The following is a 22,410-nucleotide window of genomic DNA, read 5'->3' on the forward strand; positions in this document are numbered from 1 at the left end:
GTTTCGTGATTTGTCCGCGTTGTGAGCAAGGTGAGATGCTTGAGGCCCGCGTCAAGGAGAGTGGGGTTCAGATGTTTGTCTGCGACGAATGTGATGCTGTATGGTTTTCTTTGAGTGACATCGGCGTTTCTCCGTTCCGGGATCTTGAGACCTACCTCGAGGAGAATTCAATTGCTCCATCTTGGGATTCAATTTCCGTGGATCGGCGACTGTGATGCCTTGATACACGCGACGGTTTTTCTCTAGTGAAACAGCAGGAGCAGGGGCGGCACTGAAACAGGGTCGGCCATTTGAGAGTGGCTGGAATGCAGCAAGCTGCAAGCCACGTATGAGCAAGAAGTAGGTACGACCTCCGATGGAGTCCTGTGTGCTTCGTCAAGTGCTACGCCGCGACGTGCGGGTTACGCTTTGTGCTCTCCTTTCAGTTCGAGAGCACCATGCGGCAAGGCGCGGGAAGGAGCTGGTCTTCCCGGGGCTTGCTGCCCCGTAATGCCCGATAGCCGGGTCGCAGCTCCTAGCCTAATACCACTCGCTTCACGTGGTGATATACCTTATGGATATAAGGCGCAGCCTCCGGCCTGCGCGCGGCCACCACGTCGACCGTGGTGACTGCGGGCAGCCAGCGCACCAACAGCGAACAGAGCCATTCGACCAGTGATGCCCGCGTCAGCCAGTTGGCTGCAGGCGGCGATCTCACGTTGATTGCCAACGGGGGCTCGATCCTCAGCCAGGGCACGCAGATGTCGGCCGAGGGCAACGCTGTGCTGCTGGCCACCAAGGACATCGTGTTCGACGTGGCCCACAACACCGAGCGCAGCGACAGCGGCAGCCGCGGCAAGGGCTGGGGCTTTGCCAACAACACCAGCGGCCTGCCGTTCGGTACCAACAACGCGCAGAGCCAGGGCAGCGGCAGCAGTGACACCATCACCGGCACGCAGCTGTCGGTCGGCGGCGGCGTGCGCATGGCCACCACCGAGGGCAACATCCGCCTGACCGCAGCCAACATCGCCGCCGAGAAGGACGTCAGCATTCGTGCGGCCGGCGATCTGCTGGTGCGCAGCGGGCAGGATACGGTCAGCAACGCCAATACGTCCGACAGCAAGGCGATCGGCACGGTACAGATATCGGATACAGAGAAGTTCTCCGGCTGGCACCGCGAGCAGCACCAGGACGATAGCGCGCAGGTGTCACAGGTGGCCAGCAGCATCGGCAGCCTGGGCGGCAGCGTGAGCCTGACCGCCGGGGGCAAGTACACGCAGACGGCCAGCAACGTGGTGGCCGCCAAGGACGTGAACATCACCGCCGCCGAGATCGAGTTGCTGACCGCGGACGAAAGTGGTCACTACTCGCAGAGCGACAAGGACCTGAAGATCGGCGTGTTCGCGCGGGTGAAGTCGCCGTTGATCGACCTGATCAACAACGTGGACGCGGCCCGTCAGTCCGATGATCGCCTGCAGAAGATGCAGGGCATGGCAGCGGGCGCCAACGCGTACCAGGCAGCCAGTGCGATCTCGGCGCTGTCCGGCCGAGGCGGCAGTGGCGAACTGTTCCGTGCTGAAGCAGGCATCGGCTTCAAGACCGCCAACAGCAGTGCCGATGGCAGCAGCAGGGTGTCGCGTGGCTCCTCCATCCAGGGCGGCGGCAACGTCAACCTCACCAGCACGACGGGCGACATTCACGTGGTGCAGGGCAATCTGAGTGCAGGCAACACCCTCAGCCTGGATTCGGCCGGCGACATTCTGCTGGAAGCAGGCAAGGCGCATGTGGCCGACCGCAGCAAGAGCAGCAATGCCGGCGCCGAAGTCGGCGTGGGCGTCTCGGTAGGGGCGCAGACCGGCGTGTACGTGTACGCCGAAGCGAGTGTTGGCAGCAGCAAGGCCAATGCCGAGAGCAGGACCTGGCAGAACACCACGCTGACCGGCAAGAACATCTCGATGAAGGCCGAGGGCGATACCACGCTGCGTGGCGCCACGGCGACCGCTGATCGCATCGACGTCAAGACCGGCGGCACGCTGACGATCGAGTCGCTGCAGGACATCGCCGAGAGCATGTCCAGGAACAGCCAGGTGGGTGGCCGCGTGCAGGTGTCGTTCGGTACCGCGTGGAATGCCGACGGGTATGCGAGCGCAGGCAAGGCCAGCGGCAGCTATCAGGGTGTCGGCCAGCAGAGCGGCCTGTTTGCCGGCAACGGCGGCTACCACGTCGATGCCGGCCACGTGAATCTGGTGGGCGGTGCGATTGCCAGCACCCATGCGGGCAACAGTGAACTGACTGCGGGCTCGCTGACGTTCACTGACCTGCAGAACCACATGGACTACACGGCCAGCTCCGGCAGCATCAGTGGTGGTGCGGGCGGGCAGATGGATGGCTGGGCGCCCAAGCCGGGAACGGCCGCACCGCGAGGTGCTCCGGGCCTGCCGATGATGGAGAAGGGCAGCGACAGCAGCTCCACCCTTGCCACCTTGACCGAGGGCAACATCACCATCGGTGGCAAGCAGACGTCGGCGGCCGAGCTGGGCATCAACACCGACGCCAGTGGAGCGCATCGTGCGCTGGATGCATTGCCGGACGCGAGCAAGTTGCTGGCTGACCAGCAGGCGATGGCGGCTGCGGCGGGGACGGTGATGGCCACCAGCCAGCAGATTGCCTGGGACGTTCAAGCCTATCAGAGCAAGAAGGCAACCCAGGCGTACTACGATGGCCTGTCATCCAATGATAAGAAGGCGTTCAACGCGCTCAGCGCGGAACAGCGCGATGCGGTGCTGACGGCAAACAGCCAAGCTTATAACGATGCGAAGAAGTGGGGTGATGGCGGTGAGTACAGTCGTGCCCTGAGCGCAGTGACGACGGCTGTGGTAGGGGGCGTAGGCGGCCAGGGCGCCGGTCAGGTCGCGTCCAATGCGCTGGCGCCCTATGCCGCTTACTTCATCGGCAGCAAGCTGGACTCGAACCACGGCAGCGATCCCAATGCGACTCTGCAATTGCTGTCGCATGCGGTGTTGGGTGCGCTGCTGGCAGAAGCCAATGGTGGCAGTGCGGGAACCGGAGCGGTCTCTGCGGCTGGCGGCGAGTTGGCCGCGAAGGTGCTGACTAATACGTTGACCGGGGGAGATCCTTCCAGGCTGAGCCCGGAGCAGAAGGAGATGGTGCTGGCGTTGTCGCAGGCGGTGGGAGCACTGGCGAGTGGGTTGTCAGGGCAGGATCTGGCTGGGATTGCGTTGGATGCGGGGATTGCCAAGAATTCGGTTGAGAACAATTTCCTTGGCAATGACGATCATGCTCGGATGGTGCATCTCCGCGAGAAGGCCAAGCGGCAGGGGGGGCTGGATAAACAGGAATCCTTGGAACTGGTTCTGCTTGATGCTGCGGACCAGATGAGTGCGGGGTTGCTCCGGAAGGCGTTGGCAGGAGAGACCCTGACTGAGGTTCAAGCCGCAGATCTCGCGACTTATATCAATCGTTACGAACTGCAAAACGGTCCGCTAGACCTTCCGGAGCTACAGAAGCAGTTCCTCGCCAATAGTGGTTCTCTGAATCCTGGCGAATTGCAGGGAATCAACCCGTCGCAGTCCTATGGGCGACCCTATGTCGGTTTGGGGGCTGACCAGAAGGCATACAAGGATGCAAACTATTCGTGGTTTGAAGATTTAATCTATCGTGGCAAAGGGAAAAACGAGCGCCTGTACGATGCTGCGTTGAAGCAGTCTGGGCTTGAAATAACTCGTTCCGAAGACTTGCTTCCCTCAGCAATGCAGCTTAGGAACTTCTTCGCTGTACATGACGCTCAAGCTTCAAGTGCTATCGCCAGTGCCGCGTTCATTGCCGCAACGTTGGGTGGCGCGAGCGAAGAGAATCGACGAGCGCTGACGTTGACGATGGGGGCCTTGGCCAACATCGGAGCAGTGAGATTTGTGAACAGGACTGGGCTTTTGCCTCAGACGGGCGGTCTTGGTGTAACGCGGCCACGAGCGCTCAGACCAACTGATGAGGCGTCGACAACGAATTCCGTGCCGGCTGGGTACGAGAAGGGCTTCTCTCGTCCGGAAAATTCCAATCCGCCAAAGTTACAGGTAACCAATGACGGTGGGGGTTTCAGTGCTCCAGGAAATCCAGTTCAGCGTGGTGTAGTGCTTTCGCGAGTCAATCTGGCCAACGGACGGACACGAACAACGCCTTTGCGCGACTCAGGGGCTCCGGTTTCTGCGGGCTTTCAGCATGTTCTAGATGGGCACTTTGGAAAGTCACCAACTGGAAATAGATCCATCTTCAGTATTAATCCGGATGAGCTCAAGGTGGTTCTACAAAGCGCGGTTGTTGTTCGCTCTCCTGTCTATGAAATTCCTGGAGGACAATACGTTCGTATTGTTGATGTTGGAAGGCCGATTGGGATATCTTCACTGAAGGATGGGGGGGCAGCCAACCTCCGTCATCAAAGTGTTTACAGATAAGGCGGGAAACTTGATTACAACGTTTCCAATAAAGGGTGGAGAGTAATGGCTCGCTTGTCGGGAATTTTGAGGAATAGACTGATTTCAGGTCTTTCGAGCGTAAATAATAATTCGGGTGCGAGGGGTGTTGTTGAGGCACTGATCCAATGGGTTATGGAATGCGAGGGCGAGGTTCGCAGAGAACCATTCCTAAGCTATGGCTTTGACTTGATTGTGAATATGGATGGTCGATTGGATGAATATCCATTCGCGGAGATCGGGGAAGCGGATGTTGGGCGCGTGCATTCGCGTGCGACCCAGTTGAGAAACGCAAGTGATGACGGTGTCGCGCAGTTTGTCAGAGATCTGATGGAGGAGTTGGTCGCCGTCGAGATTGACAGGGTGTGTTCCCGCTGCGGGGAGACGTATATGCGGGCATATATGGGGTTGATCAGTTTTACGCCCGCATTTCAGTGTGATGTATGCGGCTATGGCGAATTCTTGAATGGTTCGGCTTTGAGAGGTGAAAGGCTTCGATTCATTACATTGAAGGAGCTTGAGTCTTTCGGGATTTCTTAGCTGTAGATTGCATGCGATTCCTGTCATCTTTGAGTGTATCTGCAGTAATCTCATTAGAAAGGATGGTGTGAGTATGGGCTTAATAAATCGTTCTAGCTTGAGTAATGTCACTGGCGCGAAGTGGACCGTGGATACAATTTCACCAAATGAGCGTTAGACTGAGAAAGTGTAGATTAAGTTAAAGTGATTAATGATTGGTTGGATGGTCTTGATGTAAGGGGATTTATTGGTAGTGTGGGGCTTCTTGATGTTGATGTGATCTGGTGGAATTGTTTTGACTATCTTCCCGGTCTTTCGCTTGAAGAGAGGAGGCAGTTCTTCCGATGGGGGTCGGGTGCTGTTTTAAGTGAAGGGAGGGCTAGGCTCGAAGATGTGAATGGTTTTTGGGGCGGTGCCGTTAATGAGCAGATTGAGCGTTTCATGGCGGCTTGACCGCCTGAGTTGGACTGAGATCCGGACATGTTCTGGGTTGCCAAGCCTGGATATGGCTGGGTTCCTGGCGGTTTTGTCTGGAAGCTGGAAGATGGTAGCTATTTCAGTCCGTAGATCTAAGTGCTGCTGGGGGGCGGATCGAAGAAAAATGAATCCGAAACATGGACGAGGGTCTTAACCCAGTCGGTCGCTGACGGAATCGGAGAGGGTTTATTGATGAGTGACTCGTTTGAGATTGCCATGGAGGTCGTCCCGTGGGTCAACGAGTCCTAGGTGCTGGAATCGATCGGTCGCACGGCTGAGTCCGTCTCGCGGACCGAGCTGGATGGCGAGCCGATAGCGGTTGGCGACTGGCTTGCGGGAAATGTCGATGACTTCCCGTGCAGTTCTTGCATGATCCAGGAGATCAATGGTTTTAGGCTGGAATTCGCCGTTCATATTCCTACGTTGCTGATTCGCGTCTTTAGATTCGACAGAACGGTAAGTATAGATTTCTCATTCGAGATGGATTGGTCGGATGTTGCCGTGGCCATGCCCATACTCCATAGGCATTTCCAGCAATTGAAGTTGCTAAGTGAAGCGCGCACTGTGTTTGGAGGGATGGAGCCGGCGCAGGATCTGGACACTAGATTTTTCACTGATGATGCGCGCGGCCCTTTGGGGAGTTCCATTGTCTGATCTGGAAGGGAATCGCCGCTCCGTGAGGGCTTAGGCTTGATCTCTTAGGGGATTTCAACCACTGGCGATTGCGGCAAGGGTGATTCACAAGGGTTGGGTACTACGTGAAGCTGAGTGGGATCGGTTCTACGGGTGGGGGGGGCGAAGTCCCGGTTGATCGATCCGATCATCAACGTCGACGCGGCTCGAAATCCCAATGATCGCCTGCAGAAGATGCGGGGCGCGCAATAACATCTCGATGAAGGCCGGGGGCGATACCGCGTTGCGTGGTGCCACGGCGACCGATGATCGCATCCTATAATGTCAGATAGGAAGGTTTTGGTGCTCGGCCAGGAAGCTGCTGTGAAGGGTTACAAGGACGCTGTTGCTGCGGGGAAGAGGATATATGAGTCCAATGCGGGAGGCGTCTCTTTCGTTGTGTACATCGATGATGCCGGTGTAGTTAAAAATTTCCACCCTAAGTGAGGTTGGTATGAGTGATCAGTTGTTTGGATCTTGGATGGATAAGAGGGATTCTGTTTGGGTGGTTTTTGCTTACTTTGATTGGATTTATTCTTCGGGAGTGTTTATTCAGATGCTCGAGTGTTTATCAAGGGGCTGGGGTTTTGGCACCGATGATGTTGACTGTAGATTCCCAGATAATAGTAGCTTCGACGTGGATGATCACTTTTCTGGGGTGGAATTTTCATATGGGCTCAAGTATGACCCGGACGTTGTGATTGTTAGTGATGAAGAGTTTAGTCGATACCTGGGTATGGCATGTCTCAAGTATATAGAAAGAACTCCGGGATCGGCTGAGTACGTTCGCTCAATGCTGTGCCGGAATGAGCTGGGAAATGGCTAATCCAGACTGCGGCCCTGCTGATGATTGCAGCATCGTTGATGCGGGCGCTGTGGCTGGCGCTGTTGCCATCGCTGATGAGCCGTCTGCTTACGCATTACTGGCGAGCTCGCTGTGCCTGTGCCATCGCCAGAAACTTATTGGGTGCTTTAGGGTAGGATTTGGCCGGGATCGCGTTGAATGCGGGGATTGCCAAGAACTCGGTTGAGAATAACTTCCTTGCTGAGGATCAAGCTCGAGTAATGAAGCAGCAACTCGACGAGTATGGCAGCGACACGTCATGCCAAAAGATGGTGCGTGACGTTGCCAAGCAACTGTCGGAGCGAATGGACTGTGAGCTGCTCTCGGTTTGTACAGCGAACTCGGCGAGCCCTGCGTGTCAGGCGTTTGTGAATGCGGCTGTTTCGTACAAGTATGGGTTCGTGGCCCGGAGAGCTTGGACTGTTCGATGATTCAAACGGAGGCGGTTCTGGCGCTCTCTAAAGCGGTGGGAGCGCTGGCGGGTGGGTTGTCGGGCAGGATCTGGCGGGGACCGTGTTGAATGTGAGGATTGCCAGGAACTTGTTTGAGAACAACTTCCACGCAGGGGATCAGGCGAGCGCAATCTGGTGCGAGTTGGGCGACTGATGTGCGGGACAAGTCGATAGGTAATGGGGGCAAGTAGGGGTGAGGCTAGAATGAGGGATGAAGTCTATTCTGCAGTGATGAATTCTTCGTTTGGGTTGTCTCTTGGTGCCGTCTGGCAGCACATGACGATGGAGATGGGGGATGTTGGGATTTCTGGAAGGAGGGACGCGTTCTTCGAGTTGATGGGGCGTTTGCTGAGAGAGCGGAAAGTAAAACTCGCATCGGACGGGAGGACCTTGGAGGGTGACTGGCGGGAACAATTGTTGTTCATCTCAAAGGCATGGCCTGAGAGTCCTGGCGAAGATGATATTGATGGATTCGGCCTTTGGTTCTTGATCGATGCTCCGGCGGGCTTGGTTTGGATTGGCGCAGATGGCCGTGAGCATTGGACGTAGCATTCCAGTCCAAATCGATCGCACCTCACCATCGACGGCAAACAGATGTTGGCGGCTGAGCTGGGCGTCAACATCGATACCAGCGCAGCGCGCGGTGAAGGCATTGCTGATGCAAGCACGTTGCTGATAGACAGGCAGGCGACGGCGGCTGCCGCCAATAGAATTGTGGAGATCAAGTTCAAATGATGTCTGATGCGATCAGGAATGTTCTTCATTACTCTTATGGATACTCCATGGGGGTTCTGTGGAGAAATATGAATATGGAGTTTGATGGGGGTGGGGTTACTTTTGAGCAGCAAACGGAAGAGTTCTTTTCGATGCTTAGGATGCTGATGGAGGAAGGAAGGCTGAAGCTTGCCTCGGACGGCGTCTTTGCCGATGGCGATATCGATGCGCAATTGGGTGTTCTGCGTCGTGCCTGGCCTAGTACAAGAGATCAGGAAGATCTCGATGAGGACGGATTTTGGTTTCTTACAGATGCTCCGTTTGGACTGGTTTGGATCGCGCCTGAGGGAGACGTCTGGACCTGATTTGAGTGTGTGCTCCAACGGATGAGGTCTTCTGTTTGACTGGTGCGTTGGATTTCTGTCGGGGCGCAGTGATTAAATCATCATGCATCGCTGCATTGCCCTTGAATGCAGGCAGGGGGGGCAGTGGCCGGGATGCCGCTTTGGAAGTGGTCTTGAGTGATTTCGTGTCGAGTTTGGATAGAAGATAATGACAGCAAGGATTGAACCCACCTTCGGTGGCGCCGACGGTGGAGCAGTACAGCGCACAGATGCAGCCTCAGATGGGTTGAGCGAGAAGGAAGCACTGGCGATCGTGGTAGGTGACAGGTTCCGCACCTATCTCCATCACTGGAGGCTCTACGAAGCAAGCGGCAGGGCGCCAAGGCGATGGAACTGGCCGGCGTTCCTGTTCTCGTCACTCTGGTTCTTCTTCCGGCGCATGCATGCGTGGGGCACAATCTGGTTCATCCTTTCGCCGTTGCTGATGACCACCTTCGTGCTGCTGGGGCTGCCATGGTTGTCCTTGCTCTCCTTCGTGGTGTTTCGCGTACTTGCAGGAATCCTGGCGAATCCGCTGTACCTAGCGCATTGCCGAAGGATTGTCCGCAAGGTTGATGCTGAGCATCGCGGGGCACATCGGCGGCACCTTGAGCTGCAGAAGGCTGGTGGTGTCAGCTACACCGCTCTGGTGATCGCCTTGGCGGTAACGGCCTCACAGAACACCCTGATCAAACTGATCGTTGGTTCGATATCAGAGCCAACGCCCACGCAGTCTGCTCTGCACGTGGCGGCGAACCCGCCGGATCTGCCGGACCCGCAGATAGAGGAAGCGGAGCAGGTGGAGTACCAGGAGCAAATGCGTGCGATCGCAATGACGGCGTGGCCAGCAGGTGTTCCCATCGAGGGCAATGCCTGCATTGTCGAGCTGCGACTGGCGCCCCCGGGGCGAGTGCTGGAGGCCAATGTTCTGGAGCCCTGCACGTTGAGCGAGGAGCAGCGCGAGATGATGCTGGGCGAGATCAGGCGCACGGACTTCACGATCGAGGGGAAGATGCGGTTCTTCAACAGGCATACCCTCATCGGCCTGCGCAGGTAATGAGCATTTCGCTGTTTCTCGAAGTCGAAGCCGGTGCCGACCTGGCTGCCGTGGTGCACGCTCTGGATTCGATCCAGGCCGAGTACTCCGACGGTACTGACGGTCTGCATGGGTATCTTCCAGCCTCCAACACGGGCTTCGGATTCAGCATCGTCGACCCGCCGGAAGCTGTCGTGGCGGAAGGGATTGAAGCCGAGTGGCGGGTGGGCCTGCTCGGCTCGTTTCATTTCCAGGCGACCGGGTTTGAACGTGCCTGGGAGGAAATATGCCACTTCATCAAGCGTTACGCTGCGGCGTGCGGGTTCCGGTTTGTACTCTCCTTCCAGCTCGAGAGCGTCTATGCGGCAAGGCTCGGGAAGGATCTGGTCTTCCCGGGGCCAGCTACCCCGTAATGCCGCGCAACGGGCTGGCAGGTCCCTGTCTGATCCCATCTCGCTATCCGTGGCGATATACCTTATGGATAGAAAGCCCTTGTGAGTCGTCCTATTTCACACCTGTCTGCACAGTTCCAGAGTTTTAGATCGATATAATAATATCGACCCATAAAGTTTCCCCTGCCTGCGCCGCCATCGATCGTACGGCCATGATCAAGGGAATTGAGATGCTCGCCTTACGCAACCTCCGTGTGGGATCCCGGCTGGGTGCCGGGTTCGGTTTGCTGCTGCTGTTCATCGTGGCCATCGTCGGCCTGGCGCTGTACGGAAACCATCTGAAGTCTGCCCAGTTCTCGAAAGTGGTGGACGTAAATATGGTGAAGATGCGGCTGTTGAACGAGATGCTGGATACCAACAACGCGGTGCTGATGCATCGCCGGCTGATGGTGATCAAGCGCGGTGAGGATTTCGACAAGGATTATCAGAAGGCGCAGGAGCTGTCGCAGACCTACGACGGTATCTGGGCCAAGTACATCAAGATTCCACGCGATGCCACCGGTGATGCCCTGGTGGCGAAGATCGACGCGGCACGCAAGGCCACCGACGCCTCCACCCAGCATCTGCACGAGCGCATGAAGGCCGGTGATTTCGACGGTGCGGCCAAGGAACTGCTCGCCGAGCACGGCCTGGCTGCCGCATGGAATGAGACGATCTCGACCCTGCTGCGGCATCAGGAGACACTGACCGCGCGCAGCCGCGAGGAATACCGTTCAACCGAATCCTGGACCGGCACGCTGTCGATCGTGTTCGGCGTGCTGAGCCTGATACTGGGCTCGCTGGCCGCGTGGGCCATCACCCGCAGCCTGACCCGCCCGCTGGAAGGTGCGGTGAAGCTGGCCGACGGCATCGCCAACGGGCGGCTGGACAACAGCATCGACGCGTCCGGCAACGATGAGGTGACGCAGCTGCTCAGGTCGATGCAGCGCATGCAGGCGCAGTTGCAGTCGGTGATGGCGGCGCAGGGCGAGCTGGCCCGCCAGCACGATGCCGGCAGCCTCAGCTATCGCATGGACGAGGCTGCCTTCCCCGGCGACTACGGGCGCATGGTGCACGAGACCAATGCGCTGGTCGGCTCGCATGTGCAGGTGCAGAACCGGCTGATCGAAGTGATGAAGCATTACGCCCGTGGCGACCTGTCGGTGGACATGGATCCGCTGCCGGGCGAGAAGGCGGCGATCACCCAGGCAATGGACGAGACCAAGACCAGCCTGTCGGCGATCAACTGCGAGATCCGCCGGCTGGCGACGGCCGCGGCGGCGGGCGACTTCAGCCTGCGCGGCGATGAAGATCGCTTCGCCTACGATTTCCGCGACATGGTGGCTGGACTCAATCGCCTGATGCAGACCACCGACGAGAACCTGGTGCAGGTGTCGACGCTGCTGCAGGCGATTTCGCGCGGTGACCTCACCGTACGCATGCAAGGTGATTTCCACGGCGTGTTCGCCCGCATGCGAGATGACTGCAATGCCACCGTCGATCAGCTCAAGCAGATTGTCGGCCGCATCCAGTCCAGTGCGTCCAGCATCAACCTGGCAGCAGGCGAGATTGCCTCGGGCAACACCGATCTGTCGCGGCGTACCGAACAGCAGGCGGCAAACCTGGAAGAGACCGCAGCATCGATGGAGGAACTGACCTCCACCGTGAAGCAGAACGCCGAGCATGCACGCCAGGCCAATCAGCTCGCCATCGGCGCGCACGGTGTCGCCTCGCAGGGCGGCGAGGTGGTCGGCCAGGTGGTCACCACGATGTCGGCCATCGAAGCCTCGTCGAAGAAGATCGCCGAGATCATCAGTGTCATCGACGGCATCGCCTTCCAGACCAACATCCTGGCCTTGAACGCGGCGGTGGAAGCCGCGCGTGCCGGCGAGCAGGGCAGGGGCTTTGCGGTGGTGGCCAGTGAGGTGCGCACGCTGGCACAGCGCTCGGCCGGTGCAGCCAAGGAGATCAAGGGCCTGATCGAGGATTCGGTCGGCAAGGTCGCCGATGGATCGGCGCTGGTCCGCCAGGCAGGCACCACGATGGGCGAGATCGTGGCGTCGGTGCAGCGCGTGACCGACATCATGGCTGATATCTCCGCCGCATCGCAGGAGCAGAGCTCGGGCATCGAGCAGGTGAACCAGGCTGTGGTGCAGATGGATGAGACCACGCAGCAGAATGCGGCGCTGGTGGAAGAGGCCAGTGCAGCGGCACGCTCGATGGAAGAGCAGGCCAACCTGCTGGCCGAGGCGGTTTCGGTGTTCCGCACCGGTGCGGTAACCGCGGCTGCAGCCGTGCGTCCGGTCCTGGCTGCGGTGGCCGCAACGGTCACTCCGGTGCGCAGGCCGGCGGCACTGTCGCCGCGCATCGAGCCGACGCTGGCGGCCAACGCCGGTGGCTGGGAAGAGTTCTAGAACGTGGCAGGCCGGTAGGGAGACGGCGCCCATCACGACGGCTGATCGCGATGGGCGCAACTTTCTTCCTGAACGCGCGATGGCCGATGAGGTGGCGGACACGCGCATTTCACTTCCGGTTGCCAACCGCAGGAGGAGACTTGCGTCATACCGGAACTCAGGAGATGGCCATGAAGACCTCGACCCGATTGCTTGTGCTGGGCACCCTGCTGGCGGCTTCGTCGGTGGCCGGCGCGCAGACGTATGGGCCGCGCGATGAGGGACGCAAGTTCAACGACGGCAGCCGCGTGGTCTGCAAGAACGTGGAAGTGCAGCGCAACTCGCGCGATCCGAACCGCATCGCCGGTACGGCCACCGGCGCGGTGATCGGTGGCCTGCTGGGCAACCAGGTGGGCGGCGGCAATGGCAAGAAGCTCGCTACCGTGGCCGGTGCTGTTGCCGGTGGTGCGGCGGGTCGCCAGATCCAGGGCAACAGCCAGCAGAAGAATGGCGACCGCGTGGTTGAGCGCCGTTGCGAGCGTGTCTATCGTTGATCGGTTGCCGACAGCGCCCGTTCCGCCTTACACATCGCAGTACTCGAACGCCGGCCCCGCGCCGGCGTTCTTCGTTCCGGACCTGTATCGCTGACTCCGGCGTCGTGCCTATACTGCGCGGACTCAACGGATGAATGTCCAGTGAACGAATCGGCTCCAGCTCCCCAACCGGCACCGCTCGCAAGGCACGACCCGATACCGGAAGCGACTGCCCATCCCCATCGGGTGCGTGATCGCACCGATGAACTCGAGCTCTTCATTTCGGGCCTGCTGGCGTTCGCGCTGCTGGCCGTGCCGGGTTATCTGTTCGACGCCTGGGCGCGCAGCAGCCTGCACACCGAAGGCATGTACTTCCAGATGCTCTGGTTCGGTTTCAGCATCAGTGTCGGCATGTGCTATGTGCTGGCAGTGGCTTTGATCATCCACCTCACGGTGCGCGGCTACTGGATCGGGCTGATCGGCCTCAGGTCGCATTTCCCCGATGGCATTGACTGGGGGCGCCTGCCAAGAATGGGGGCGGTCACGCGCGCCTTCCTGCAGGCCCGGGACGGAGGCCTAGATGGCAGCATCGAACGTGCCGACCGGCTGGCGACGATGCTGTTCTCGACCACCCTGCTTGCCGTACAGACATTGGCGGGCACTCTGGTGTTGGCCGTCCTGACGCTTGGTGTGTCGATGGTGATCGGCGCGCTGTCCGGTGGCGCCGATCATGTCGCCATGCTCGCCCTGTGCACCGTGCTGGCCGCAATGTTGGCGCTGGCTGTTACCCCCGGGATCCTGGAGAAGATCGTGGCGCGGCGGCAGGCGCGCGGGCAGCCCCATGAGCGACCGCAGCGACTGCTGCAGGGCATGCTGGCGGCACTGCAACGGGTTCCGCTGTTGCGCCTGATGCAGACCATGCAGCTGACCATGCAGAGCAACCTGCGCTCACGCTCGTTCATGGCGGCCTACCTGTTCGCGGTGCTGGTAGCGATGCTGCTGGCGGCCGTGCAGGTGATGGCGTCGTTGAAGTTCTCGCTGTTCAACCGTTACCAGATCGTCACGGAAGCGGCGGTTGAGCACGGCATGCTGAGTGCGCATTACGAATCGATGCGGTCGGCGCATGACCAGCTGCTGCCGTACCCGATGATCCCGTCGGACACGATCAGCGGTGCGCAGCTTCGTTTGTTCATTCCGCATCGCCCGCAACGCGACAATCCGCTGGCGCGCCAGCATTGCACCGCACTTCCGGACGCGCGCAATGAGGCCACCGGGCAACAGGCCGCCAATGCCGCAGTGGAGTGCCTTTCCCGGCTCTGGCAGGTCAAGCTGGACGGCACCCCGGTTGACCTGCATGGCTTCGTGCCCATGGAGCGGCGTGACCTGGATATGCGCGGCCTGGTGGGGTACCTGCCTACCCGGGGACTCGCACCCGGACGCCATGACCTGGAGCTGGTGTGGAATGCTGCAGGCGGCGAGCGGGGGGCCGGACGGCGCCGCGCGTTCCGCATCCCGTTCTGGTACGCCCCAGATCCATAAACGTGGGTCAAAACGGCCATGCCGCGCCGCTTGAACAGGCCGCTTACGACTTAATTCCCTCCGTCCCCTTTTTTGCGAGGAGGCGCCAGGTGGCGAGGCTACCGTAGAGCAGCAGCAGGACGGTGAGGGTGATCAGTTCGTGGCTGATGTCGGCCAGGCGGGCGTCCATCTGGTTCAGGCGCACCATCAGGTTGATGCCCGAGGTGGTCGGCAGCAGCTGTGCCAGCCAGACCAGCGGTTGCGGCGTCATCACCGCCGGCCACGACAGGTTGGCGAGGAAAAACAGCGGGATCGAGGTGGCGATGATGTACTGGAAGGCGCGTTCGCGGGTACGGAAGAAGCTGCCGATGAACAGGCCGAACGCCACCGTCGCGGCGATGAACAAGGTGCCGCCCAGCAGCTGGCCCAGCGGGTTGCCTCCTCGTGGATAGTCCTGCACCCAGGCGGTGAACCCGGCATACCAGAACAAACCGAACAGGCCGATCAGGCCGAAGCCCATCGCCATGCCGGCCAGGGTCGGGAGGTCGAAGCGCAGGCGCCGGCCGAGCGCGAGGCGGCGGCCGCCGAGGAGAACGCCGATGCCCATCAACAGCGTCTGGTGCACGATCAGCTCGGCCACGCCGGGCACGATGGCGCTGCCATAGCCTTCCTGGGTGTTGTACAGCGGGCGCTGTACCAGGGTGACCGGCGGTGCCTGTGGCGCGCCCATGAAGGCGGCCTGGCCGACCACGGCGTCGCGCCCGAATGCGCCCAGTGCATCGGCCACGCTGCCCAGCACCCAGCTGGCACGGCCCAGGTAGGCACCGTTGCCAAGCAATACCAGCTTGGCCGGATGGCCGCTCAGGATGTCGCGTTCCAGGTTGGCCGGGATCACGACGATGCCTTCGGCGTGGCCGGCTTCGAGCTGCTGGCGTGCGCTGTCGACGTCCGCCGGTTGCCCGACCACGCGCGCAACGCGCAGTGCGTCGAGCTTGCGCAGCAGCTCGCGGCTGGTCGCGCTATGGTCTTCGTCCACCACCAGCACCGGCAGGTTGCCGGCCACCTGGTGCCGGTAGGCGGCTGGATAGAAGAACGAATACAGGATCACCGCACCGACCATCACCACGATCGCGTAGCGGTCGCACAGCACCGCCATCAGGGTCTGCCGCAGGCTGCGCCAGAGCATGCTCATGCGTCGGCCCCTGCGGATTGTGCGGCGGCAGGCGTGCGTGCAAAGGCGATCAGGCGCAGGCCGCCGATGCCACCGGCCACCACCGTCATCAACAGCAGCGTAGCCAGCGGCCATGCCGAAACCTGCAGCGGCGAGCCGATGAACTGCTGCTGGGTCTGCAGCTTGATGTAGGCGCTCAATGGCAGCAGCTGGTGCCAGACGCGGGTAAACAACGGCCCGTCCAGCACCGGGAAGGTGGCACTGGAAAACGCCAGTGCGGTGCCGATGCTCAGACCCACCGCGGACAGCGCGGTACCCATGTCGCGGGTGACGCCGACGAAGAACAACGCGTAGGCGGCCGTGGCCAGGTAGAACAGGGGCTGTGCGAGCAGCAGCAGGAGCACGCTGCCGGCCACACCATCGCCGCGCAGCCAGGCCAGGTAGCCGATACCGAGCGCGCCATACAGCGAGAACAGCAGGAGGTACGGCGCGACCTTGCCGGCAATCGCCGACCACGGCGTGCGAGCCAGCCAGGCGGGCAGGGTGCCATCGCGGATCTCGCGGCCGAGGCTGCCGGCCACGGCAAGTGCCAGTACCAGTGACAGCACCGCCGGGAAGATCAGTGGCAGCAGGAACAATTCGTAGCTGCGCGCCGGGTTGTAGAGGATGTCCGACTGCACCGCGATCGGCGCCGCGCGCAGCTTGCCCGGGCCGACCTGCAGGCCGATGCGCTCGCGCAGCAGGCGTGCGTTCCATGCGGAAACCGCGTCGCCGATGTCGCGCGACGCCGACTGGCCGGTGGTCATGTAGGTGGCGTTGTAATAGGCGAACACCGTGCCCTGGCGCCCACGCAGCGCCTGCCGGGTGACATCGCGCGGCACCAGCACGATGGCGAACACGTCCAGGCTGCGCAGCTGCGATCGTGCCTCCTCCAGGTCCGCTGGTTGGCTGGCGACGCGTACGCCGGGACTGGCGTCGAGCATGCGCAGCAGCAGGCGGCTGTCACTGCTGTGGTCAAGGTCGACCACAGCAATCGGGATATCGCGCATCACCGACGGCGTGAACATCCATGCCATCACGACCAGCATCAGCAGTGGCAGCACGATGACCAGCAGCAGGTCGGCACGGTTGCCGCGCAGCGACTGCAGCTCGCGCCGCCACGAAGCGGCGAAGCCGTTGCGGTCCGGGCTCAGTGCTGGGGCCATGCGAACAGCACGCTCATGCCGGGGCGGAAGCCCTCGATGCGGCGTACCGGGCGCACCCGCACCTCGAAGCTGCGGACGTCATAGCCGGACGACTGGCGGGTGGTACGCCAGGTTGCGTAGTCGCCGGCCGGATTGATGAAGTAGACCTCGAACTCACCATCCAGGCCCAGCGCCGGCACGCTGCCCTGCAGTTTGCTGCCGACCTTCAGGCCCTGCATCTGCGATTCGCGCAGGTTCATCGCCACCCACATGCGGTCGATGTCGACCAGGGTGAACACCGGATAGCCGGCCGGCACCAGCTCGCCCGGATCGGCCATGCGCTTGTTGATCTCGCCCGCCACCGGCGCACGTCCTTCCACTTCTGCTCGCGCGGCGTTGACCTCGGCCACCGCGCCCTGCGCCTGCTGTACCTGGCCCTGCGCGGCGCGCTTGTCCTGCTCGCGGGCGCCGGCCAATGCCATGTCGTACTGCGCGCGGGCGGCGCGGGCCAGTTCGCGCGAACTGGTGGCCTGGGCATGCGCTTCATCGCGCTTCTGCCGGGTCATCACCCCTTCGTTGAACAGGTTCTGCACGCGCTGGTAGGTCGCTTCGGCCAGCGTCGCGCCGGCTTCGGCCCGCTTCCAGTTCGCTTCGGCGGCACGGATGTCTTCGCTGCGCGCGCCTTCATCGGCCTTGTCGGCCACCGCCTGCGCAGCGGCCAATGCGCCGTGCGCCTGTTGTTCCTTGGCGGCCACTTCGGGACTGTCGAGCAGGAACAGCACCTGCCCGGGCTGCACGCGATCGCCCTCGCGCACCTTCAGCTCGGCCACGCGCGCGGTGATCTTGGCGGCCACGTTGATCGTGTCCGCATCGGCCATGCCCTGGATCTGGTCGGCCGGGCTGCGCCAGGCCAGCCACAGGCCGAGCACCACCGCGACCAGCAGGACCACCAGCAGGATCGGTCCCAGCCGTCGCTTGCCGGGGGGCGTCGTCGCATCGTCGTGCAGCACATCACTCATGGTCCATCACCTCGTCCGCACGCCGCCGGAATTCTTCGAAACGGTCCATCTGTCCACTGATCTCCAGCAACTGTGCCAGCGCAATGTCGTATTGGTAGGCGGCCTGTGCGCGCTCGACACGGGCGCCGCCCAGGCCGAGCCGCGCATCGATCACATCCAGCGAGGTGGCCTGGCCTTCGCGGAATGCCAGCTCCTGCAGGCGCAGGTTTTCCTGTGCCTGGGCGATGCTGCTGTCGAGCAGCACGAACTGCTGGCGCGCGGTCTCAAGTTCGTTCCAGGCCTTGCGCACGCCCAGTGCGACCTGGTTCTCGGCCTCGCGCAGGCCCGCTTCGGCCTGGTCCTGCTGCGCACGCGCGGCGCTGATCTGCGCCGGCCGCGAGTTCGGCGACAGGAAGGTGTACTTCAGGCCGATGCCGAACGCCCAGTCCGGGTCGGTCAGCATCTCGTCGCGGCGACGGAAGTCGTACTGGCCGAAGGCGAAAATCTGCGGCTTCAGCTTGGCCTGCTGCACGCGCACGCCCTGTTCGGCCTGCGCCACCATCGCGCGCAAGCGCGCGATCTGCGGCTGGCGCGCCTGCGCCGTGCGCTCGAAGCTGGCCACCGGTTCCATCGGCACGCGCTGCACGAACAGCGGCGACACCGGCTGCACCTCGCCACCACTGCGCAGCAGCGTGGCCAGCGCGGCCTTCAGCGTAGCCAGATCGTTCACCGTCTTCTGGTATTCGCGCTCGGCCTTGTCGCGGGCCACGGTGGCCTGCAGGCGCTGGGCGCGGGTGGCGAAGCCCTCGCGCTCCAGCTTTTCTGCATCGGACAGGTGGCGGTTGAGGCCGTCGCGTACGTCGCGGCGCACGTCCACCGCCTGCTCGGCCAGGCGCTGGCCGAAGTAGGCCTGGGCCAGCTGCACGGTCAATGATTGGCGCTGTGCCTCGCGCTCGGCGTTGGCCTGCTCATGGGCGGCGCTGGCCGCACGTTGCGCGGCCGGGATCACGCCGCCGGTGTACAGCGGCAGCACCGCGGTCACTACCGGGCGTGTACGCCAGTCGCGCTCGGTGAACGACAGCGGCGAATCGATTCCGAAGGCTTCAGCCACGGGCGCCAGCGAACCCAGTGGCAGGGTCAGGGTCTTCTGGAACTGCAGGCGGCGCACTTCGCCGGTGATCTCCGGCAGGCGCAGCAGGCGCGTGGCGTCCTGCAGGTCCTGCTTGTTGCGTACCGCTGCATCAGCGGCTGCCAGCGCATCGGAGACCTGCTCCAGGCGTTGGCGTGCCTGTTCCCAGTCCAATGCGGGCGCGTCGTTGCTGTTCTGCGCGGACGCAGCGGTTGGCAGGCAGGTCGCCAGCACCAGCGCCAGCGCGGCCTTCGCGCGGTGCATCCTTGTACGTCGGCCGATCACGCCCATGCCGTCCCAGTGGTAAAGAAGTGCGCAAACGGTAGTGCGCGCGGCGTGAAGCCCGAGTCTGCGGTCATCGGATTGTCCTCAACGAAGGGTGCCGCTGGCCGCAGTGCGCAGCGCCTGGGTGATGTGCTGCAGCGTGCTTGAGCGCACGGCGGCATGTTGCCAGTACAGCGGCACATCCAGCCAGCGGCGGGGTTCCAGTACCACCACGCGGCCGGCGCGCACGGCGGGCGCGACCAGGGTTTCCGGGGCCATGCCCCAACCGAGTCCGCACGCGGCAGCTTCGACGAAACCGGTGGAAGAGGGCAGGTAGTGTAGCGGCGGCTGCAGTCGCGCGCGGGTCAGGCGCCGCACGAAGCGCCATTGCAGTTCATCCTTGCGGTTGAACACCAGCATCGGTGCGCGCGCCAGGGCCGCGGCCTGCATGCCATCGTTGAAGTACTGGCGGGCGAAGCCGGGCGAAGCGATCGCGTGGTAACGCATGGCGCCGAGCGGGTGCACGTTGCAGCCCTTCACCGGCTGGCTTTCGGCGGTCACTGCGCCGAGCACGCTGCCATCGCGCAGCAACTGCAGGGTGTGGTCCTGGTCGTCCATGCGCAGGTCGAACAGGTAGCCGTGGCGCTGGTGCAGGTCGGCGATGGCGGGCACGAACCAGGTATCAAGCGAGTCGTCGTTGACCGCCAGGGGGATCGGCGTGCGCGCGGTGTCACTGCCACGCTCGGGCAGCAGCTCGGCCAGCGCCTCGGCTTCCAGCGCCTGCATCGGCCGTACCCGGCGCAGCAGCGCTTCACCCGCGGCGGTGGGGCGGCAGGGGGCCTGGCGAACCAGCAACACCTGCCCGAGCCTGTCCTCCAGGGCCTTGATCCGTTGCGACAGTGCCGACGGGCTGATCGACAGGCGGCGTGCCGCAGCCTCGAAGCTGCCTTCTTCCAGCACCGCAGCGAATGCGGCCAATTGTGGATGTACCAGATCCATGCCGGTGCCCCTTCAGTTTTTCTGCACAGGATAAAGAAAAACCAGATTGTCTTAACCGGCCGTTGGCCCCACCCTGCGCATCCCTTCGCTGCCTGGCTTGTCCTGATGTGGATCGCCGCTGCCGCCGCCGGCCTGTTCGCAGGTGCCGGCCTGATCATCGCCATCGGTGCGCAGAACGCCTTCGTGCTGCGCCAGGGCCTGCAGCAGCGCCATGTGGGGAAGGTGGTGCTGGCCTGCGCCGGCGCGGACATCGTGCTGATCCTGGCGGGCGTGGGCGGCATGGGCGCGCTGGTGCTGCAGTGGCCGCTGCTGCTGCAGGGGCTGCGCTTCGGTGGCGCGGCCTTCCTGCTCTGGTATGGCCTGCAGGCGGGGCTGCGCGCATGGCGCGGTGGCAGTGCGCTGGCCGCCGCCGAGGCGCAGGGCGGCAGCGGACGGCAGGTGCTGCTGACCTGCCTGGCCTTCACCCTGCTCAACCCGCACGTCTATCTGGATACGGTGGTGCTGCTGGGCAGCCTGTCCACGCGCTACCCCGGTGACCTGCGCTGGGCGTTCGCCGCCGGTGCGTGCGCCGCCAGCGTGGCCTGGTTCTGCACGCTGGGCTATGGCGCGCGCCTGTTGCAGCCGGTGTTCCGCAGGCCGGACGCCTGGCGGGTGCTGGATGGGGGCGTCGCGATCTTCATGTTCTGCCTGGCAACGCTGCTTCTGTTGCGTCCGCTCTAGGCCGCATCCACCGCGCACAATGGCGCTTCGCCGGGGCGCAGGGTCAGTACGCGCACACCGTTGCGGGTGACCGCCACCGTGTGCTCGAACTGCGCCGACAGCTTGCCGTCGCGGGTGTAGACCGGCCATTGGTCCGGCTGCTGGCGGATGGCCGGCTTGCCCTGGTTGAGCATCGGCTCGATGGTGAACACCATGCCCTCCTCCAGCACCCTGCCGGTGTTGGGATGGCCGTAGTGCAGGATCTGCGGTTCCTCGTGCATTTCCTGGCCGATGCCATGGCCGCAGTATTCCTTCACCACGCTGTAGCCGTGGCTGCGCGCGTGGCGGGCGATGGCGTGGCCGATGTCGCCCAGGCGTGCACCGGGGCGCACCGCAGCGATGCCTTTCCACATCGCTTGGTAGGCGGTCCGCACCAGCCTGCGCGCGGCGTAGTCGACCTCGCCCACCAGGTAGGTGGTGCTGGAGTCGGCGATGTAGCCGTTCTTCTCCAGGGTGATGTCGAGGTTGACGATCTGGCCGTTACGCAGCACGTCGGTGGTGCTGGGTACGCCGTGGCAGATCACGTTGTCGATCGAGGCGTTGAGCACGTACGGGAAGCCGTACTGGCCCTTGCTGGCCGGCCGCGCCTGCAGCTCGTCAACGATCATGCGTTCGACGAAATCGTTGATCTCCATCGTGCTGCGGCCCTGCAGCGGCAGCCGGTCGAGCGCGGCGAACACCTGCGCAAGCAGGCGCCCGGATTCGGCCATCAGCGCGATCTCGTCGGGGCGCTTGATGATCGCCATCTGCTCAGACCTGTCCCGGTGCCAGCAGCGGCGGCTGCACGCCGGCAGCCCGCAGTTCGCTGGCGACGATGTCCTGGAAGCTCAGCGTGGGATTCATTTCGCACAGCATGCCGACCCGGATCCAGAAGTTGGCCTGGGCGTTGATCGAACGGCTGGAGACAGTGCAGGCACGGCGCAGCTGGTCGTGCAGGGTGTCATCGATGTTGACGATGCCCATGGGCGGTCCTGGCGGAGTGGATATACGAAGCATATATGTTTCGTATATATGCCTCAAGTCCGCATTGTTCAGTCCAGGTGGGTGGCAAAACGCAGGCGGTTGCCGTCGGGGTCGCGCAGCAGCATCTCGCGGCTGCCCCAGTCGGTGTCATGCGGTGGCTGCTCGATCGGCACGTTGGCGGCGCTGAAGGCGCGGTACAGGCTGTCGACGTCGTCGACGATGAAGTACACCGCGCCGCCGACCTCGCAGTCACCGCTGTGCTCGGTGAGGAAGATCGTCTGGCCATCGCGGGTGAGCTGGGCGAACAACGGCAAACCGGCTTCGAAGCGGTGTTCCCAGTCGACCACGAAACCCAGCCCCTGCACGTAGAACGGCAGGGTGGTATCGGCATGGCGCATGCGCAGTTGCGGGATGACGGTCTGGGGCATGGCGAGGGCTCCGGGGCGGGAACCCAGTGTAGTGCCGGCCAACGCCCGGCATTGCCGACGCGGTCAGCAGGCCGTCG

23 protein-coding genes are annotated in these 22,410 nt (G+C 62.4%); 15 read left to right on the forward strand and 8 right to left on the reverse strand.

Annotated features, from left to right (window positions below):
- Window positions 1-5 precede the first annotated feature (5 nt).
- The 14 genes from ABGA94_RS08545 to ABGA94_RS08610 all read left to right on the forward strand — a co-directional run bounded on the left by ABGA94_RS08545 (window position 6) and on the right by ABGA94_RS08610 (window position 14,459).
- A complete protein-coding gene (locus tag ABGA94_RS08545) occupies window positions 6-215 on the forward strand; it encodes a zf-TFIIB domain-containing protein (protein ID WP_081275792.1) in 210 nt (69 codons plus the stop codon).
- Between the two features lie 387 nt (window positions 216-602).
- A complete protein-coding gene (locus ABGA94_RS08550) occupies window positions 603-4,448 on the forward strand; it encodes a hemagglutinin repeat-containing protein (RefSeq protein ID WP_375367014.1) in 3,846 nt (1,281 codons plus the stop codon).
- 45 nt (window positions 4,449-4,493) lie between these two features.
- A complete protein-coding gene (locus ABGA94_RS08555; protein WP_134955892.1) occupies window positions 4,494-5,006 on the forward strand; it encodes a hypothetical protein in 513 nt (170 codons plus the stop codon).
- A 183-nt stretch (window positions 5,007-5,189) separates the two neighbouring features.
- Window positions 5,190-5,438 (forward strand): hypothetical protein, encoded by a 249-nt coding sequence (locus ABGA94_RS08560; RefSeq protein ID WP_134955893.1) that lies wholly within the window; start codon window positions 5,190-5,192, stop codon window positions 5,436-5,438.
- A 273-nt stretch (window positions 5,439-5,711) separates the two neighbouring features.
- A complete protein-coding gene (locus tag ABGA94_RS08565) occupies window positions 5,712-6,116 on the forward strand; it encodes a hypothetical protein (RefSeq protein WP_065196530.1) in 405 nt (134 codons plus the stop codon).
- A 472-nt stretch (window positions 6,117-6,588) separates the two neighbouring features.
- Window positions 6,589-6,960: a ribonuclease toxin immunity protein CdiI gene (gene cdiI, locus ABGA94_RS08570; protein ID WP_375367016.1), complete on the forward strand. Its 372-nt coding sequence runs from the start codon at window positions 6,589-6,591 to the stop codon at window positions 6,958-6,960.
- 674 nt (window positions 6,961-7,634) lie between these two features.
- On the forward strand, window positions 7,635-7,979 hold the full coding sequence (locus ABGA94_RS08575) for a DUF596 domain-containing protein (RefSeq protein WP_162911574.1): 345 nt from the start codon (window positions 7,635-7,637) through the stop codon (window positions 7,977-7,979).
- Between the two features lie 45 nt (window positions 7,980-8,024).
- On the forward strand, window positions 8,025-8,165 hold the full coding sequence (locus ABGA94_RS08580) for a hypothetical protein (RefSeq protein WP_162911575.1): 141 nt from the start codon (window positions 8,025-8,027) through the stop codon (window positions 8,163-8,165).
- Window positions 8,165-8,509 carry a DUF596 domain-containing protein gene (locus tag ABGA94_RS08585; protein ID WP_162911576.1) on the forward strand — a complete coding sequence of 115 codons (345 nt, stop codon included), beginning with the start codon at window positions 8,165-8,167 and terminating at the stop codon, window positions 8,507-8,509. Before ABGA94_RS08580 ends, ABGA94_RS08585 begins: the two co-directional genes overlap by 1 nt.
- A 265-nt stretch (window positions 8,510-8,774) precedes the next feature.
- Window positions 8,775-9,584 (forward strand): DUF2628 domain-containing protein, encoded by an 810-nt coding sequence (locus ABGA94_RS08590; RefSeq protein ID WP_240431587.1) that lies wholly within the window; start codon window positions 8,775-8,777, stop codon window positions 9,582-9,584.
- Entirely contained in the window at window positions 9,584-9,976 is a 393-nt protein-coding gene (locus tag ABGA94_RS08595) for a hypothetical protein (RefSeq protein ID WP_095377792.1), read from the forward strand. Before ABGA94_RS08590 ends, ABGA94_RS08595 begins: the two co-directional genes overlap by 1 nt.
- Before the next feature lie 209 nt (window positions 9,977-10,185).
- Window positions 10,186-12,408: a methyl-accepting chemotaxis protein gene (locus tag ABGA94_RS08600; RefSeq protein WP_375367019.1), complete on the forward strand. Its 2,223-nt coding sequence runs from the start codon at window positions 10,186-10,188 to the stop codon at window positions 12,406-12,408.
- A gap of 164 nt (window positions 12,409-12,572) precedes the next feature.
- Complete coding sequence (locus ABGA94_RS08605; protein ID WP_005415760.1) at window positions 12,573-12,941, forward strand: glycine zipper 2TM domain-containing protein; 369 nt, start codon at window positions 12,573-12,575, stop codon at window positions 12,939-12,941.
- 225 nt (window positions 12,942-13,166) lie between these two features.
- On the forward strand, window positions 13,167-14,459 hold the full coding sequence (locus tag ABGA94_RS08610) for a hypothetical protein (RefSeq protein WP_329846370.1): 1,293 nt from the start codon (window positions 13,167-13,169) through the stop codon (window positions 14,457-14,459).
- Window positions 14,460-14,502: 43 nt separating this feature from the next.
- Here ABGA94_RS08610 and ABGA94_RS08615 read toward each other — a convergent pair whose 3' ends face one another.
- From ABGA94_RS08615 to ABGA94_RS08635, 5 genes are all read right to left on the reverse strand, one after another.
- On the reverse strand, window positions 14,503-15,630 hold the full coding sequence (locus tag ABGA94_RS08615) for an ABC transporter permease (protein ID WP_111127958.1): 1,128 nt from the start codon (window positions 15,628-15,630) through the stop codon (window positions 14,503-14,505).
- Complete coding sequence (locus ABGA94_RS08620) at window positions 15,627-16,814, reverse strand: ABC transporter permease (RefSeq protein ID WP_134955609.1); 1,188 nt, start codon at window positions 16,812-16,814, stop codon at window positions 15,627-15,629. Before ABGA94_RS08620 ends, ABGA94_RS08615 begins: the two co-directional genes overlap by 4 nt.
- Complete coding sequence (locus ABGA94_RS08625) at window positions 16,799-17,812, reverse strand: HlyD family secretion protein (RefSeq protein WP_005415763.1); 1,014 nt, start codon at window positions 17,810-17,812, stop codon at window positions 16,799-16,801. The genes ABGA94_RS08620 and ABGA94_RS08625 overlap by 16 nt, the downstream gene beginning before the upstream one ends.
- On the reverse strand, window positions 17,805-19,211 hold the full coding sequence (locus tag ABGA94_RS08630; RefSeq protein ID WP_095377796.1) for a TolC family protein: 1,407 nt from the start codon (window positions 19,209-19,211) through the stop codon (window positions 17,805-17,807). Before ABGA94_RS08630 ends, ABGA94_RS08625 begins: the two co-directional genes overlap by 8 nt.
- A gap of 78 nt (window positions 19,212-19,289) precedes the next feature.
- Entirely contained in the window at window positions 19,290-20,183 is an 894-nt protein-coding gene (locus ABGA94_RS08635) for a LysR family transcriptional regulator ArgP (RefSeq protein WP_005415765.1), read from the reverse strand.
- A gap of 105 nt (window positions 20,184-20,288) precedes the next feature.
- On the opposite strand from ABGA94_RS08635, the gene ABGA94_RS08640 reads away from it, so the two are divergent.
- Entirely contained in the window at window positions 20,289-20,903 is a 615-nt protein-coding gene (locus ABGA94_RS08640) for a LysE/ArgO family amino acid transporter (protein ID WP_111127956.1), read from the forward strand.
- On the opposite strand, the gene map is transcribed toward ABGA94_RS08640, so the two are convergent.
- From map to ABGA94_RS08655, 3 genes are all read right to left on the reverse strand, one after another.
- Window positions 20,900-21,682 carry a type I methionyl aminopeptidase gene (map, locus tag ABGA94_RS08645; RefSeq protein WP_170944914.1) on the reverse strand — a complete coding sequence of 261 codons (783 nt, stop codon included), beginning with the start codon at window positions 21,680-21,682 and terminating at the stop codon, window positions 20,900-20,902. The genes ABGA94_RS08640 and map overlap by 4 nt on opposite strands.
- A 10-nt stretch (window positions 21,683-21,692) precedes the next feature.
- The gene (locus ABGA94_RS08650) at window positions 21,693-21,905 is read right to left on the reverse strand and encodes a ParD-like family protein (RefSeq protein ID WP_005415768.1); all 213 of its coding nucleotides are present in this window, start codon (window positions 21,903-21,905) and stop codon (window positions 21,693-21,695) included.
- Window positions 21,906-21,973: 68 nt separating this feature from the next.
- Window positions 21,974-22,333 carry a VOC family protein gene (locus ABGA94_RS08655; RefSeq protein ID WP_053498166.1) on the reverse strand — a complete coding sequence of 120 codons (360 nt, stop codon included), beginning with the start codon at window positions 22,331-22,333 and terminating at the stop codon, window positions 21,974-21,976.
- Window positions 22,334-22,410 lie beyond the last annotated feature (77 nt).

Origin of the sequence: Stenotrophomonas sp. 3diitr2024 (assembly GCF_042136455.1) — a bacterium.
Taxonomy (GTDB): Bacteria; Pseudomonadota; Gammaproteobacteria; order Xanthomonadales; family Xanthomonadaceae; genus Stenotrophomonas; species Stenotrophomonas sepilia.

Coding starts and splice junctions, on each gene's coding strand:
- ABGA94_RS08555 (WP_134955892.1), top strand. CDS start 4,494: ATGGCTCGCTTGTCGGGAATTTTGAGGAATAGACTGATTTCAGGTCTT.
- cdiI (WP_375367016.1), top strand. CDS start 6,589: ATGAGTGATCAGTTGTTTGGATCTTGGATGGATAAGAGGGATTCTGTT.
- ABGA94_RS08575 (WP_162911574.1), top strand. CDS start 7,635: ATGAGGGATGAAGTCTATTCTGCAGTGATGAATTCTTCGTTTGGGTTG.
- ABGA94_RS08580 (WP_162911575.1), top strand. CDS start 8,025: ATGTTGGCGGCTGAGCTGGGCGTCAACATCGATACCAGCGCAGCGCGC.
- ABGA94_RS08585 (WP_162911576.1), top strand. CDS start 8,165: ATGTCTGATGCGATCAGGAATGTTCTTCATTACTCTTATGGATACTCC.
- ABGA94_RS08595 (WP_095377792.1), top strand. CDS start 9,584: ATGAGCATTTCGCTGTTTCTCGAAGTCGAAGCCGGTGCCGACCTGGCT.
- ABGA94_RS08600 (WP_375367019.1), top strand. CDS start 10,186: ATGCTCGCCTTACGCAACCTCCGTGTGGGATCCCGGCTGGGTGCCGGG.
- ABGA94_RS08605 (WP_005415760.1), top strand. CDS start 12,573: ATGGCCATGAAGACCTCGACCCGATTGCTTGTGCTGGGCACCCTGCTG.
- ABGA94_RS08615 (WP_111127958.1), bottom strand. CDS start 15,630: ATGAGCATGCTCTGGCGCAGCCTGCGGCAGACCCTGATGGCGGTGCTG.
- ABGA94_RS08620 (WP_134955609.1), bottom strand. CDS start 16,814: ATGGCCCCAGCACTGAGCCCGGACCGCAACGGCTTCGCCGCTTCGTGG.
- ABGA94_RS08625 (WP_005415763.1), bottom strand. CDS start 17,812: ATGAGTGATGTGCTGCACGACGATGCGACGACGCCCCCCGGCAAGCGA.
- ABGA94_RS08630 (WP_095377796.1), bottom strand. CDS start 19,211: ATGGGCGTGATCGGCCGACGTACAAGGATGCACCGCGCGAAGGCCGCG.
- ABGA94_RS08635 (WP_005415765.1), bottom strand. CDS start 20,183: ATGGATCTGGTACATCCACAATTGGCCGCATTCGCTGCGGTGCTGGAA.
- ABGA94_RS08640 (WP_111127956.1), top strand. CDS start 20,289: ATGTGGATCGCCGCTGCCGCCGCCGGCCTGTTCGCAGGTGCCGGCCTG.
- ABGA94_RS08650 (WP_005415768.1), bottom strand. CDS start 21,905: ATGGGCATCGTCAACATCGATGACACCCTGCACGACCAGCTGCGCCGT.
- ABGA94_RS08655 (WP_053498166.1), bottom strand. CDS start 22,333: ATGCCCCAGACCGTCATCCCGCAACTGCGCATGCGCCATGCCGATACC.